The sequence below is a fragment of the Mesorhizobium sp. genome (assembly GCF_005063415.1).
Classification (GTDB): domain Bacteria; phylum Pseudomonadota; class Alphaproteobacteria; order Rhizobiales; family Rhizobiaceae; genus Mesorhizobium.
Genome location: NZ_SUEG01000019.1, coordinates 21,409 through 34,551, shown reverse-complemented (window position 1 = coordinate 34,551; position 13,143 = coordinate 21,409). Strand labels below are relative to the sequence as shown.

At 62.9% G+C, this 13,143-nt stretch carries 13 protein-coding genes and 2 pseudogenes; 8 read left to right on the top strand and 7 right to left on the bottom strand.

Annotated elements, in window-relative coordinates:
- The first annotated feature begins 137 nt into the window (after nucleotides 1–137).
- Together xdhB and E5W70_RS07960 are read left to right on the top strand one after the other, a co-directional pair.
- The gene (gene xdhB, locus E5W70_RS07965) at nucleotides 138–2,489 is read left to right on the top strand and encodes a xanthine dehydrogenase molybdopterin binding subunit (RefSeq protein WP_292656182.1); all 2,352 of its coding nucleotides are present in this window, start codon (nucleotides 138–140) and stop codon (nucleotides 2,487–2,489) included.
- 62 nt (nucleotides 2,490–2,551) lie between these two features.
- A pseudogene (locus E5W70_RS07960) lies at nucleotides 2,552–2,740 on the top strand (XdhC family protein); the annotation flags it as partial.
- Between the two features lie 98 nt (nucleotides 2,741–2,838).
- Here E5W70_RS07960 and ppk2 read toward each other — a convergent pair.
- A pseudogene (ppk2, locus tag E5W70_RS07955) lies at nucleotides 2,839–3,758 on the bottom strand (polyphosphate kinase 2).
- A 280-nt stretch (nucleotides 3,759–4,038) separates the two neighbouring features.
- Between ppk2 and E5W70_RS07950 the strand changes: the two are divergent.
- Entirely contained in the window at nucleotides 4,039–5,082 is a 1,044-nt protein-coding gene (locus E5W70_RS07950; RefSeq protein ID WP_292656179.1) for an aldo/keto reductase, read from the top strand.
- Nucleotides 5,083–5,205: 123 nt separating this feature from the next.
- Nucleotides 5,206–5,364, top strand: coding sequence for a hypothetical protein (locus E5W70_RS07945; RefSeq protein ID WP_292656176.1), 159 nt, complete (start codon nucleotides 5,206–5,208; stop codon nucleotides 5,362–5,364).
- A gap of 52 nt (nucleotides 5,365–5,416) precedes the next feature.
- On the opposite strand, the gene E5W70_RS07940 is transcribed toward E5W70_RS07945, so the two are convergent.
- Nucleotides 5,417–5,674 carry a DUF982 domain-containing protein gene (locus E5W70_RS07940; protein WP_023674477.1) on the bottom strand — a complete coding sequence of 86 codons (258 nt, stop codon included), beginning with the start codon at nucleotides 5,672–5,674 and terminating at the stop codon, nucleotides 5,417–5,419.
- 96 nt (nucleotides 5,675–5,770) lie between these two features.
- On the bottom strand, nucleotides 5,771–6,433 hold the full coding sequence (locus tag E5W70_RS07935; RefSeq protein ID WP_292656238.1) for a GntR family transcriptional regulator: 663 nt from the start codon (nucleotides 6,431–6,433) through the stop codon (nucleotides 5,771–5,773).
- 146 nt (nucleotides 6,434–6,579) lie between these two features.
- Here E5W70_RS07935 and E5W70_RS07930 point away from each other — a divergent pair, with 146 nt between their 5' ends.
- Nucleotides 6,580–7,713, top strand: a complete 1,134-nt coding sequence (locus E5W70_RS07930) for an MFS transporter (RefSeq protein ID WP_292656167.1) — start codon at nucleotides 6,580–6,582, stop codon at nucleotides 7,711–7,713.
- 53 nt (nucleotides 7,714–7,766) lie between these two features.
- Nucleotides 7,767–8,135 carry a DUF423 domain-containing protein gene (locus tag E5W70_RS07925; RefSeq protein WP_292656164.1) on the top strand — a complete coding sequence of 123 codons (369 nt, stop codon included), beginning with the start codon at nucleotides 7,767–7,769 and terminating at the stop codon, nucleotides 8,133–8,135.
- 26 nt (nucleotides 8,136–8,161) lie between these two features.
- On the opposite strand, the gene E5W70_RS07920 is transcribed toward E5W70_RS07925, so the two are convergent.
- On the bottom strand, nucleotides 8,162–8,305 hold the full coding sequence (locus E5W70_RS07920) for a hypothetical protein (protein WP_292656161.1): 144 nt from the start codon (nucleotides 8,303–8,305) through the stop codon (nucleotides 8,162–8,164).
- Between the two features lie 62 nt (nucleotides 8,306–8,367).
- Nucleotides 8,368–8,511, bottom strand: a complete 144-nt coding sequence (locus tag E5W70_RS07915) for a hypothetical protein (protein ID WP_292656158.1) — start codon at nucleotides 8,509–8,511, stop codon at nucleotides 8,368–8,370.
- 165 nt (nucleotides 8,512–8,676) lie between these two features.
- On the opposite strand from E5W70_RS07915, the gene E5W70_RS07910 reads away from it, so the two are divergent.
- Nucleotides 8,677–9,759, top strand: a complete 1,083-nt coding sequence (locus E5W70_RS07910; protein ID WP_292656155.1) for a LacI family DNA-binding transcriptional regulator — start codon at nucleotides 8,677–8,679, stop codon at nucleotides 9,757–9,759.
- Nucleotides 9,760–9,783: 24 nt separating this feature from the next.
- On the opposite strand, the gene opgC is transcribed toward E5W70_RS07910, so the two are convergent.
- Nucleotides 9,784–10,959 carry an OpgC domain-containing protein gene (gene opgC, locus E5W70_RS07905; protein WP_292656152.1) on the bottom strand — a complete coding sequence of 392 codons (1,176 nt, stop codon included), beginning with the start codon at nucleotides 10,957–10,959 and terminating at the stop codon, nucleotides 9,784–9,786.
- A gap of 205 nt (nucleotides 10,960–11,164) precedes the next feature.
- Between opgC and E5W70_RS07900 the strand changes: the two genes are divergently transcribed.
- Nucleotides 11,165–11,839, top strand: a complete 675-nt coding sequence (locus E5W70_RS07900; protein ID WP_292656150.1) for an alpha/beta hydrolase — start codon at nucleotides 11,165–11,167, stop codon at nucleotides 11,837–11,839.
- Nucleotides 11,840–11,848: 9 nt separating this feature from the next.
- On the opposite strand, the gene sthA is transcribed toward E5W70_RS07900, so the two are convergent.
- A partial coding sequence (sthA, locus tag E5W70_RS07895) for a Si-specific NAD(P)(+) transhydrogenase (protein ID WP_292656147.1) occupies nucleotides 11,849–13,143 on the bottom strand: 1,295 nt, incomplete at its 5' end.

The following is a 13,143-nucleotide window of genomic DNA, read 5'->3' as shown; positions in this document are numbered from 1 at the left end:
GATTTCACCCCGCTAACCGACATGCGGGCAAGCGCCGAATACCGGGCGCTGGCGGCGCGCAACCTGCTGCTGCGCTTCTTTGCCGAAACCACCGGCACCCGGGCGCCGATCCAGGTATCACGGCACGAGGCGGCATGATGAATAAGCACGCCACCCCAAACCTGAAAGCGCAAAAAATCGCCGGCGGCGTCGCCACCGACCAGCGCCATGATTCCGCGCACAAGCATGTCAGTGGCACGGCCGTCTATATCGACGACATGCCGGAACCGGCCGGCACGCTGCACGGCTGCCTTGGGCTTTCGACGGCGACGAGTGCCACCATCACCAGCATGGACCTTTCGGCGGTGCGCGCCGCACCCGGCGTCATCGATGTGCTGACGGCGAGCGACGTGCCAGGCGAGAACGACATTTCGCCGACCGGCCGTCACGACGAGCCGGTGCTGGCTGACGGCAAGGTGCAATTTTTCGGTCAGCCGATCTTCTGCGTCATCGCCGAAACCCGGGAGCAGGCGCGCCGTGCAACGAGGCTGGCCAAGGTCGAATACAAGGAATTGCCGTTCGTCGCCGATATCGGCGAGCTCGATCCCCGGAAAGACAAGCTGGTCACGCCGCCGCTGACGCTGAAGCGCGGTGATGCAGCGGCTGCGATCAACGCGGCGCCGCGCCGGCTGAAGGGAAAAATGCGCATCGGCGGCCAGGAGCATTTCTATCTCGAAGGCCATATCGCCGTGGCCATCCCTGGCGAGGACCACGACGTCACCATCTATTCCTCGACCCAGCACCCGAGCGAAATCCAGCACATGGTCAGCCATGCGCTCGGTGTTCCGAGCCACGCGGTGACGGTGGAAATCCGCCGGATGGGCGGCGCTTTCGGCGGTAAGGAAACGCAAGGCAATCAGTTTGCGGCATTGGCCGCTATCGCCGCGAAGAAACATCATCGGGCCGTGAAAATCCGGCCCGACCGCGACGACGACATGATCGCCACCGGCAAACGCCACGATTTCCTCGTCGATTACGAGGTCGGTTTCGACGACGAGGGCAATATTCTGGGCGTAGATTTCATGTTCGCGGCGCGCTGCGGCTTCTCGGCCGACCTCTCCGGCCCGGTCACCGACCGCGCGCTGTTCCATTGCGACAACACCTATTTCTGGCCGGCGGTGCACGCGCAATCGGCGCCACTCTACACCAACACGGTATCGAACACCGCCTTTCGCGGCTTCGGCGGCCCGCAAGGCATGGTCGGCGCCGAGCGCGTCATCGACGAAGTCGCGTTTGCCGTCGGCAAGGACCCGCTCGAAATCCGCAAGAAGAATTTCTACGGCACCAGCGACCGCAACATCACGCCCTACCACCAGACGGTCGAGGACAACATCATCCACCGCATCGTCGCCGAGCTGGAGGCGAGTTCCGACTATGCGAGGCGCCGCCGCACCATCGATGCTTTCAATGCCAACAGCCGCTTCATCAAGCGCGGACTGGCGCTGACGCCGGTCAAGTTCGGCATCTCGTTCACCGCCACCCACTACAACCAGGCCGGCGCGCTGGTGCATGTCTATACCGATGGTTCGGTTCATCTGAACCACGGCGGCACTGAGATGGGGCAGGGCCTCTACGTTAAGGTGGCGCAGGTTGTGGCGGAAGAGTTCCAGATCGACCTCGATCAGGTCAAGATCACCGCGACGACGACCGGCAAGGTGCCGAACACCTCGGCCACCGCCGCGTCTTCCGGCTCCGATCTCAACGGCATGGCGGCGCAGAATGCCGCCCGCCAGATCAAGGACCGGCTGACCAATTTCGCCGCCGAGAAATACCAGGTGCCGCGCGACCAGGTGCTGTTCTTGCCCAACCGCGTGCGCATCGGCAACCAGGAGATCGCCTTCGCGGATCTCGTCAGGCAGGCCTATATGGCGCGCATCCAGCTTTCGGCGGCGGGTTTCTACAAGACGCCGAAAATCCATTGGGACCGCGACAAGGGCGAGGGCCATCCCTTCTACTATTTCGCCTATGGCGCCGCGTGCTCGGAAGTCTCTGTCGACACGCTGACCGGCGAATATATCGTCGAGCGCACCGACATCCTGCACGAAACCGGCCGCTCGCTGAACCGCGCCATCGACCTCGGCCAGATCGAGGGCGGCTTCATCCAGGGCATGGGCTGGCTGACGACGGAGGAACTGTGGTGGGACGACAAGGGGCGGCTGCGCACCCATGCGCCATCGACCTACAAGATCCCGCTCGCGTCGGACCGGCCGAAGATTTTTAACGTGACTTTGGCCGACTGGGCGCAAGCAGGCGAGCCGACGGTGCACCGCTCCAAGGCGGTCGGCGAGCCGCCCTTTCCGCTCGCAATGTCGGTGCTGCATGCACTGTCGGACGCAGTGGCGAGCGTTGCCAGCCATAAGATCTGCCCGCGCCTCGACCCGCCGGCCACGCCGGAGCGTGTGCTGATGGCGATCGAACGGCTGAAGCGGGAAGCCAGGACCGGCACTTGAATCCCGGAAAACGTGCAATTCAGGCCGAAAAACTCTATATTTCCCGATAGGGAACGCGAATGATGAACGCGAAAGTGAAAGCCTTTCTTGCCGGTGCCGGCCGGGTCGCCTTAGTTGAGGTGGCCGGGACAAAAGGTTCGACGCCGCGCGAGACGGGTGCCTTCATGCTCGTCTCAGGATCGGCCACTTTCGGCACGATCGGCGGCGGCCAGCTCGAATACATGGCGATCGACAAAGCGCGGCAGATGCTTGGTCGATCTGCCGCAGGCCCTGGCGAGGTTGGCGCCGCCCCTCATCCGCCTGCCGGCACCTTCTCCCCGTATAGTGACGGGGAGAAGGGAGCCCTGCCTCAGTACTTCTCCGGCACATACAGTTCGCGCGGCAGTACCTGGCGCTCGTATTCGGGATTGAAGACGCGCTCCGGCAGCGTGATCTCCTCGTGCGGCACCTCCTCATAGGGCATTTGCTTGAGGAGATGGTCAATGCAGTTCAGCCGTGCCCGCTTCTTGTCGTTGCCCTCGACGATGAACCACGGGGCTTCCGGGATATTGGTGCGGGCGAAGGTCTCTTCCTTGGCCTTGGTGTACTGCTCCCAGCGCACGCGCGACTGGAGGTCCATCGGTGATAGTTTCCATTGCTTCATCGGGTCGTGGATGCGCATCAAAAAGCGCATCTGCTGCTCCTCGTCGGTGATGGAGAACCAATATTTGACCAGCGTGATACCGGAACGGACCAGCATGCGTTCGAACTCGGGCACGTCGCGGAAGAACTCCTCGACCTGATCCGGCTGGGCAAAGCCCATTACCCGCTCGACGCCCGAGCGGTTGTACCAGGAGCGGTCGAACAGCACGATCTCGCCGCCGGCCGGCAGATGCGGCACGTAGCGCTGGAAATACCACTGCGACTTCTCGCGCTCGGTCGGCGCCGGAAGTGCTGCGACGCGGCAGATGCGCGGATTAAGCCTCTGGGTGATGCGCTTGATAACACCACCCTTGCCCGCCGAGTCGCGGCCTCGAAGACCACGACGAGCTTCTTCTTGTGATAGGCGACCCAGGATTGTAGCTTGATCAATTCGGATTGAAGCGTGATGAGATCGCGAAAATACTGCAAGCGGTCGATCGATGGCGGATGCGCATTATTGTAGATCTTGGCGATCTCCATCGACAGCGCCGGCTCCGAGATTTCCAGCTCATAGTCTTCATCGAGCGTGTCGGCGAGTTCCGCTTCCAACCAGTCCCTGGCCGGGGAATTCTGTTTTATCTCGGTCATTTGCGCTGCTCCGCTTACAGGCCTTGCCGGCCGCTGTCAGGCGCTCTGCCGCCCGGCCCGGAGGCCGGAAATCGAAGCGCTGGACCGATGTTAGTATAGGCCAGCAATGACGGTTTTATTGCAGCCGCTGTTGCACTGGTTGCGCGTCCAATCCGTAAGATGTGATCGATGTTGCCCTGTAACACGGGGCGACAAGCGGAACGAATTATCCTACAAATGCCCGGTTCATTCAGGGCTGTTGTTTGAAACGCCTTTCCCGATAAAATCATGAGGATACGACATGGAATACCGCACTCTCGGCCGTTCCGGGCTGAAGGTTTCGACGCTGACCATGGGCACCATGACCTTCGGCGGCGGCGGCGCGTTTTCGGCGGTCGGCAAGACCGATCTCGACGAGGCGCGCCGGATGATCGACCTTTGCATCGATGCCGGCGTCAATGTCATCGACACCGCCAACGTCTATTCGAACGGGGTGTCGGAAGAGATCATCGGCGAGGCGCTCGGCGGCAAGCGCAAGGGCGACGTGTTGATCGCCTCCAAGGCGCGCATGCGGATCGGCAAAGGCCCCAATGATGAAGGCTTGTCGCGCTACCATTTGGTCCGCGAATGCGAAACGAGCCTTAAGCGGCTCAGGACGGATGTCATCGACATCTATTTCCTGCACGAGTGGGATGGCCTGACACCGCTTGAGGAAACCATCGCCGCGCTCGACACGCTGGTCGCGCAGGGCAAGGTCCGTTATGTCGGCTGCTCCAATTATTCCGGCTGGCAAGTTATGAAGGGGCTGGGGATCAGCGACCGTCATCACCAGCCGCGCTTCGTCACCCAGCAGATCCATTACACGCTGGAAGCGCGCGAGGCCGAGTATGAATTGTTGCCGATCTCGGTCGACCAGGGGCTCGGCGTGCTGGTCTGGAGCCCGCTTGCCGGCGGGTTGCTGTCCGGCAAATACCACCGTGACCAGCCGACCGCCCGCCAGCTCAGCGGCTGGTCGGAACCGCCGATCCGCGACGAGGACCGGCTGTGGCGGATCGTCGACGCGCTGATCGATATCGGCAATAACCACGGCGTGTCGGCGGCGCAGGTGGCGCTTGCCTGGCTGCTCGGCCGGCCCGCTGTCAGTTCGCTGGTGATCGGCGGACGAACCGAAGCGCATTTCAAGGACAATATCGCTGCTGCAAGCGTGGTGCTCGGCGATGAGGAGCGCACACGCCTCGACGTGGTCAGCAGGCCGCCCGTGCTCTATCCCTACTGGCACCAGCAATTCACGGCAAAGGACCGGTTCGGGCCCGCCGATCTCGTCCTCGACCGGGACGGCGCCTGAAAAAACGCTCTGAAGCGGGGCTCCCCGGACTGCGACGAGATATGGAGCCGATCGTGCCTTGCGGTGTTGTGTTTGTGGCCCAATGCTCCTAGGCAAAGGCCAAGCACAACGAAAGGAAACGATATGGCACGAGCACCGAACTACGGTCAGGAACGCAAGGAACGCGACCGGCAGAAGGCTGCCAAGAAGGCGGAAAAGCAGGCTGCCAAAGTCGCGGCCAAGGAGCGCTCGAAGCCCGAGGGCGAAAGCGAGTCCCAAACCAACACCGAAACGGCCGAGTGATGATATCAGGCCTGTCAGGCGGCCCGGGTCTCGATCAAGTCCCCGCTATGCCTCAGGCCGGCGCCTTGTCGCTGACGAAGACGTTCACTTCGCGGGCGGCGGCAATGAAGGCCCGTCTTGCGTTCATGGCCGGCTTGTCGCCGGCCAGCGCATCATGACAGGCTTGCAGCGCTTCGCGGTGCTTGGGGCTGCGCTTGCCGGGCCAATTGTTGAGGAGGTAGTCGGAAGCCTCGCGGGCCGTACGCAAGAGCTGATTGCTTCCCGCCGCGCCCTTGACGGTCACGGGTGTGTCAAATCGGTTGTTTTCCATCGCCGCTCTTACGCCATCGGCATTTGCGAAGCGAGACCGAAAGTAGCTTTCTTCGCTCATCTGCCCTTTTCGTGATCAATGGCCGCCGATCCTCACTCAAGCGACGACGGCAAATCCCCGGGCGCGCAGGCCGCGCCGGTCATTGCGCAGCGAGGTCACCAGCCGGTCGCGGCTGCCGACGATATGGGCTGAAAGCAGGCGGGCGGCCACACCGGCATCGCCGGCCCGCACCGCCGACACAATGGCATGGTGTTCGGCCCAGGCACGGCCGAGCGCTGCCTCGTCGCGAACCTCGAGCCAGCGGGCGCGCGACAGGCGTGTCATCGCGTCGCGAACCGCTCTGAACAGGAACTCGTTGCCGGATAGACGCGCCAACTCGATATGAAAATCCATGCCGACGCGATGCCATTCCTCGCGCGGCGTCTTGTCGTCGCAAGAATCGAGCATCGCCTCGATGATTTCGACGGCACTTCTGTCCTGCAAGGCGCAAGTTAGTCTGAGTGCCGCGACCTCGACCGCCTCGCGATAGACGGCGATCTGCTCGAGTTCAGCAAGATTGATGGGCGAGACTGTCCAGCCGCGGCCGTCGCGGCAGATCAGGCCTTCGGTCTCGAGCCGCAGCAATGCCGCCCTGACCGGCGTGCGCGAGGCGCCGAAGCGGCTTTCGACCCAGCGCTCCGTCAGCCGCTCGCCGGGACCGACCTCGAGCCCGAGGATCATCTCGCGAAGCTGCTTTTCGACGTTCTGCATCTGCGACATTGGCGTTCCGTTCGGGTCATTTGTTCCGGCAATCGGGTCACTGGCCAGCGTCGGCCGATCACGCCCTTTGTCGATCATGTTTGAGAGGCCCGCATTGACAGCGACGGGGCTTGCGTTCATGACAGATACCAGATTGGTATCCCAAAATGCTTTACGTCCAGCAGCTGGGCGCCGAGGGCCATGCGGCGATCGTGCAGTGGTCGGGCATTGCCTACGGCGCCACCTTCCTTGCTGCCGCGCTGGTCGCACCCCTGTGGGGGCGGTTAGGCGACCGCTACGGCCGCAAACTGATGCTGGTGCGCGCCAGTTTCGGCATGGCGCTGTGCATGTCGCTAACCGGCATGGTGCAGACCGTCTGGCAATTGGTGCTCTTGCGCCTGCTGATCGGCTTTGCCGGCGGCTATTCTTCGGGCTCGACCATCCTGGTTGCCATGCAGACGCCGAAGGATCGCTCCGGCTGGGCGCTGGGCGTGCTGTCGGCCGGAATCACCGCTGGTGCCCTGGTCGGTCCGCTGCTTGGCGGCGCGCTGCCGCCGCTGATTGGCATCCGCGCCACATTCCTGCTCGCCGGCGGCGTCATTTTCCTGGCGTTTCTGGCAACCACCTTGCTGATCAAGGAGGCCCCTCGCCCGGTTGCCGCCAAGGTCGCGTCAGAAGAAAAAACGAACGACGGCTGGTCGCAAATTCCCGACAAGCGCCCCATCGTCGCCATGCTGGCGACCGGCATGCTGTTGAGTTTCGCCACCATGTCGATCGAGCCGATCATCACCGTCTATGTCCAGCAGCTCATCGAAGATCAGAGCCAGGTCACGCTGGTCTCCGGCATCGTCATGTCCGCGGCCGCGCTCGGCGCCATCCTGTCGGCGTCGCGGCTCGGCAAGCTCGCCGACCGTATCGGCCACTGGAACGTCATCGTTGCCGCACTCGCAGTGTCGGCGCTGCTGCTGATCCCGCAGGCCTTCGTAACGCAGGGCTGGCAGCTCGTCGGCCTGCGTTTCCTGATGGGCCTGGCGCTTGGCGGTCTTTTGCCCTGCATCACCAGCGTCATCCGCCACAATGTGCCCGACGGGGTCGGCGGCAATGTGCTGGGCTTGTCGATCTCGGCGCAATATGTCGGGCAGGTCGCCGGACCGTTGCTCGGCGGCTTCGCCGGCGGCCATTTCGGTATGCGCTCGGTGTTTCTCGGCACATCCGTTCTGATGGCAGGCGGAGCGGCCTATAACTGGCTGGTCCAGTCGCGCCGCGAACGCGACATGCTGGCGGAAGCCGGCAAATCCTGACACGGTTCGCGGCACTATCTCAGGCGGTCGCCAGCAATCACGGAGGCGTGGAAATGAGCACGGATGAACACGCGGCAGGCGGCCGCATTCTGGTTCTTGCCGGCGGCCTGTGCGGCGCAACCGGCGTGGCGCTTTCGGCGGCGGCGGCACATCTCGGCGGCGCTTTCGTCGGTACGGCCGCACCCTTCCTGCTCATGCATGCGCCGGTCTTCCTTACCGTCGGGCTGCTCGGTGGCAATAGCATCCTGCGAACCGGAAGCCTCATCCTTCTCGTCGGGCTTCTGCTGTTCTCGGGAGATCTTTTGGCCCGCGACTTCCTTGGCTCGCGGCTGTTCCCGATGTCGGCGCCGATCGGCGGCACGTTGCTCATCGGCGGCTGGCTGGTGATGGCCGCCTCGGCGCTGGTGCGCCCGCGCCTTTGACGCGGCAGCCAGGTTCGCCAGTTCTGTCAGTCGCGCGGACGCTCGGGCCGGACTTGGCCGTGGCGCTTGGTCGTCTTGACCACACGCCGTCGCTCCGGCCGTTCGGTGGCCGGCGAGATGCCCCAATAATTGCGATAGATGTCTTCGAACAGATGCTTGATCGGGTGCATGGCTTAATCTCCTCTAGGTTTTTGAATCGATCCAATCAGCGGCACAAAAAATAGGCCGCCGATCAACTCCACTTGCGTCGTACGAGAAAACGCAGGTCGCGAATCCACGGACCGGTCCTGTCGCGCCGCTTACGGGCCTCCGCGCTCGAGCGGATGCTCCAGTCGTTCCGGTAAATGTCCTCGAACAGATAATTGACGGGGTGCATGGCGCTCTCCTCTTGTATCGATCCAATCTGCGGACGAAAAACGCTCTTGGATCGATTCAAAGAATATGCATCGCACCATAAATGTCAAGCAAAAATTTGAATCGATCCAACGAAGGTGTTAGTTAATTGGCGATACTGTTGGACAGGAGTCCTGGAGACAAACAAATGGCATCACTCACCGAAGGCGGCAGGAGACCCATCCGGCTGGCGGACATCGCCAAAGCTGCGGGCGTATCGCACGGCACTGCCTCCAATGTCTTCAGCCGTCCCGAAATCGTGCGCGAGGAAGTCCGCGAGCGGGTCAAGGCGGCGGCCGACGCGCTGGGCTACGCCGGCCCGGATCCCAAGGGCCGCCTGCTGCGCGCCGGCAAGGTCAATGCAATCGGCGTCGCCACAACCGAGCCGCTGTCCTATTTCTTCGACGACCCCTTTGCCCGCGTGATGATGGCCGGCATCTCGGAAGCCTGCGACGCCACCGGCGCGGGAATAGCCCTCGTGTCGGCTGGCAACGAGGAAAAACTTGCCTGGAATATCCAGAGCGCCCTCGTGGACGGCTTCATCCTGTTCTGCATCGAGGGCGGTCCGCGCCTCGTTGAGCTGACGCGCGAACGAAAGCTCCCCTTCGTCGCGCTCGAGCTCGGCTCGCAGGATGACACGGTCTCGGCGATCAGTATCGACAATGTTGCCGGCGGCCGGCTCGCGGCGCGCCATCTGGCGGAACTTGGACATCGCCGCTTCGCCGTGTTGTCGCTGGCCTTCGCCGACGACAGCACCGGTCTTGTCTCGCCCGAGCAGGTCCGGACGGCGTCCTATACCGGGACCCGTGACCGCCTCCTCGGCTATTTCGAAGAGCTTTCCCGGTTTGGTGTCGACACCGCCAAGGTGCCGGTCTACGAGACCGAAAACGACAAGGCGAGCACAAGGGCTGGTCTCGAAACCATCTTCGCCTCGGCGGAACCGCCGACCGCCATCCTGGCGATGTCGGACCGGATCGCGATGGTGGCGTTGGAATGGCTCAACGCACGGGGCATCGCGGTTCCCCGCGATGTTTCCGTCGTCGGCTTCGACGGCGTGCCTGAAGCCGCAATTTGCGAGCCTCCGCTCACCACCATCGCTCAGCCGATCGCCGAGATCGGCCGGCGGGCGGCGCGAAGAATCCTCGACTTCGACGGCACGGTGCGGCGAGAAACGCTCGACGTCGAACTTGTCGTCAGGGCATCGTCGGGACCGCCGCCGAGCATAGCATGAGGCCGGCAGATCGACCGTCCAGGTCTATCGGTTCGCTTGTGCGGCCATCGGCCCGATTTCAAAAGACGAGCGGGCCGCCTCGTTGCGGACCGGCTTGCCCTTGCCGGACCAGCCGATGGCGGACAGCCACTCCAGATAGAAGGCGAGCGCGAACTGCATGGCGATGCCGGCGGCGAGCAGCAGACTGTCGTAGGCAATGCCGCCCGGGTTGATCAGCTTCATCACCTGCGCCGCCATGGCAATCACCGTGCCGGCGATGAAAACCGGCAGCGAGCGTTTGCCCAATATGGCGAGCGGATTGTCGCGGCCGGTGCGGAACAGGTTCGAGACGAAAGGCAAGGCGACGACCAGATAGCTCATCGCCAGGATGTGCAGCAGCCGCGGCAACGACAGGAACGTCTTGTCGAAACCGGTCAGCACCACCGGCAGGTCGAGCCATGACACATGCCCCCACAGCGGGCTGTGCACCCAGACGAGCGCCGTCAGCACGTAGGCGGCCGCCACGCCGACCAGCCAGCGATTGACCGGGATGGTGCCGCCGCGCCGCACATGCAACACGCTGGCCATGCCGATATTGAACAGCAATTGCCATGACAACGGATTGAGGAACCAAAACCCGGGCTCCGGGTAGTTCGGCGGCGCGATCTGGTAGATTCCGGCAACCAGCCAAAGGGCTGCGGACACGGCAAGCGCGGCCAGTGGCCTGTAGCTGATGAACAGCAGGAAGGCCGGCGCCATCAACAGCAGCGCCGCATAGACCGGCAGTATGTTGTTGTAACCGAGCTGATGGCCGAGTGTGACGATACCGACCAGGACTTGTGGTGGGTTCCTGACGAGCGGCTCAATGTTGATCAGCGTCAGAAGGTCCGGCCGTTTCGCAAACACCGCCGCCGCGCAGAAGATAGCCATGACCACCATCGTCGTGACGATGTGGGTGACATAGAGCACGCCGGCGCGGCGCCACATTTTCAGCGTTGCAATCAGCCGGTTTCCCGGCTGGAATTTAGTGCCGTAGGCGAGAGCGACGGACATGCCGGAGATCAGCACGAAGGCCTCGGCCGCATCCGAAAACCCGAAATTCTTGTAGGTCAGGGTTTCGAAAACAGTGCCCGGCACGTGGTCGACGAATATAGTCAGGAGAGCGAGTGCCCGGAACACATCAATACGCGTATCGCGTTCCGGCGAAACTGGCATGGTCATCGATAAAAGGCCTTAAAGCTGGTTGTTCATGCGCGGCAATGCGACCACCCGGCGCACACTGCTTCGATCCCTCCCGCGGGGATTATATCGGCGAAGAAACGGACTGAAATGCGCCCGGTTCAATCAACTTTCGCGGAGCTTGAAAATATTTCGTTTTGAAGCCGGCAAATCAACGAAAGTAACGCGAAATCAAAAGGATGCGACTATGGCCGAGGAGAGCCTCGAAGACGGTATTTTGCAGGAAAATTCAGGCTTTTTCTACCGGCTCCTTCGACCCGCCAATTCACCCGGTGACTGGCTGTTCCTGTTGCATGGATCGGGTGTAGACGAGACGACCTTGCTGCCGCTTGGTCGGCAAATCGCGCCGCACGCGGCGCTGGTTGCGGTCCGTGGCCGCATTCCTCAGGAGCACGGGTTCCGTTGGTTCACGCGAATCACCCCGACGCGTTTCGAACAGGCCAGCATCCGTGCAGAGGCGGACGCATTCGCGGGCTTCGTCGACGGCATCGCGAAGCGCCGCCGCTTCGATCTCAGCCGCGCGACCTTTGTGGGTTATTCGAACGGCGCCAACGTGATCTCAAGCGTCATGCTGCTGCATCCGGGCCTAATCGAGCGCGCCGCATTGCTGCGTCCGATGCCGGTGCTCGACGAGGTGCCGCCGGCAGACCTGTCGAAGGCGCGAGTGTTAATCATCGCCGGCGCCGCCGACCTGACCTACGCGCCTTTTGCGCCGGTGTTGGCTGGTCTACTGAGCTCGCATGGCGCCGAGGTCGAGACCCACACCATTGCCTCTGGCCATGAAATCGGCGATCCGGACGCCGAGGTCGTCAGGCAATGGCTGGCGGATCCTGCAGTCGCCGTTGCAGCGTCAGATCGATGAGCCTCGAAGCTATCCTCGCCCCATGCGGTTCCAGGCGTCCAGCCCGGCGATCTTGTAGGCTTCGGCCAGCGTCGGATAGTTGAAGGTGTTGTTGACGAAGAAGTCGACAGTGCCGCCGAGATTGATCACCGCCTGGCCGATGTGGATGAGCTCGGTCGCGCCCTCGCCGACAATATGGGCGCCGAGCAGACGGCGTGTTTCGATCGAGAACAGAAGCTTCAGGAAGCCGGTGTTGACGCCCATTATGTGGCCGCGCGATGTCTCGCGAAACCGCGCCACGCCGACCTCGTAGGCAGCACCACTCTCGCGCACCTGCTCCTCGGATTGCCCGACGGTGGAGATTTCCGGCACGGCGTAGATGCCGTAGGGAAAGGTTTCGGGCGGTGGCGGCAAGGGCACGCCGAACGCATGGCAGGCGGCCACCCTGCCCTGCTCCATCGAGGTCGATGCCAAGCTCGGAAAGCCGATGACGTCGCCGGCGGCATAGATGTTGGGCGCGCTGGTCTGGAACGTCTGCGGATCGACCTTGATGCGGCCTCTGGAATCGGCCTCGATGCCGACCGCTTCCAAGCCCAGGCTGCCGACATTGCCGGTACGCCCTGCAGCATAAAGCACCATCTCGGAACGTATGGTGCGGCCGTCGGCCAGCATCACCTCGGCATGATCGGGTTTGGAGGCGATCTCCTTGACGGCACTGCCCAATCTGATCGTCATGCCGCGGTCGCGCATCTGATGGATGAAGTCGTCGACGATCTCGCGGTCGACGAAATCCAAGATGGTATTGCGCGGCTCGACCAGCGTCACCGGCACGTCGAGCGCCGAAAAGATCGTTGCATATTCGACGCCGATGACGCCGGCGCCGATCACCGTCAGCGTGCGCGGCAGGCGGTCGAGTTCCAGCATCTCGTCGCTGTCGAAGATCCGTGTCTTGTCGAACGGCACGTCGCGCGGCCGGTGCGGCCGGGTGCCGACCGCGATCAGCGCATGGGCGAAGCCAACCTCGCTGTAGTCGCCGGTGTCGGTTGTCAGGCTGACCTTGTTGGGACCGAGGAATTTTACCGCGGCGCGCGCGCTCTTGACCGTGTTGCGCATGAACTGGTGCTGCAGCACCTCGACCTCATGGTCGAGCGTCTTGTGCAGGCGCTCGACCAGATCGCCGACCGAAATGTCCTGCTTGACCCGGTAGCCGCGTCCATAAAAGCCGCGCTCACGCCAGCCTGAGAGGTTGAGCACCGTCTCGCGCAACGTCTTCGACGGTATGGTGCCAGTGTGCACCGACACGCCGCCAAGACGCCGGCCTCTGT

What these genes read in the sequence shown, in the direction of transcription:
- xdhB (WP_292656182.1), top strand. Translation starts at nt 138, where the DNA reads ATGAATAAGCACGCCACCCCAAACCTGAAAGCGCAAAAAATCGCCGGC.
- E5W70_RS07950 (WP_292656179.1), top strand. Translation starts at nt 4,039, where the DNA reads ATGGAATACCGCACTCTCGGCCGTTCCGGGCTGAAGGTTTCGACGCTG.
- E5W70_RS07945 (WP_292656176.1), top strand. Translation starts at nt 5,206, where the DNA reads ATGGCACGAGCACCGAACTACGGTCAGGAACGCAAGGAACGCGACCGG.
- E5W70_RS07940 (WP_023674477.1), bottom strand. Translation starts at nt 5,674, where the DNA reads ATGGAAAACAACCGATTTGACACACCCGTGACCGTCAAGGGCGCGGCG.
- E5W70_RS07935 (WP_292656238.1), bottom strand. Translation starts at nt 6,433, where the DNA reads ATGTCGCAGATGCAGAACGTCGAAAAGCAGCTTCGCGAGATGATCCTC.
- E5W70_RS07930 (WP_292656167.1), top strand. Translation starts at nt 6,580, where the DNA reads ATGCTTTACGTCCAGCAGCTGGGCGCCGAGGGCCATGCGGCGATCGTG.
- E5W70_RS07925 (WP_292656164.1), top strand. Translation starts at nt 7,767, where the DNA reads ATGAGCACGGATGAACACGCGGCAGGCGGCCGCATTCTGGTTCTTGCC.
- E5W70_RS07920 (WP_292656161.1), bottom strand. Translation starts at nt 8,305, where the DNA reads ATGCACCCGATCAAGCATCTGTTCGAAGACATCTATCGCAATTATTGG.
- E5W70_RS07915 (WP_292656158.1), bottom strand. Translation starts at nt 8,511, where the DNA reads ATGCACCCCGTCAATTATCTGTTCGAGGACATTTACCGGAACGACTGG.
- E5W70_RS07910 (WP_292656155.1), top strand. Translation starts at nt 8,677, where the DNA reads ATGGCATCACTCACCGAAGGCGGCAGGAGACCCATCCGGCTGGCGGAC.
- opgC (WP_292656152.1), bottom strand. Translation starts at nt 10,959, where the DNA reads ATGACCATGCCAGTTTCGCCGGAACGCGATACGCGTATTGATGTGTTC.
- E5W70_RS07900 (WP_292656150.1), top strand. Translation starts at nt 11,165, where the DNA reads ATGGCCGAGGAGAGCCTCGAAGACGGTATTTTGCAGGAAAATTCAGGC.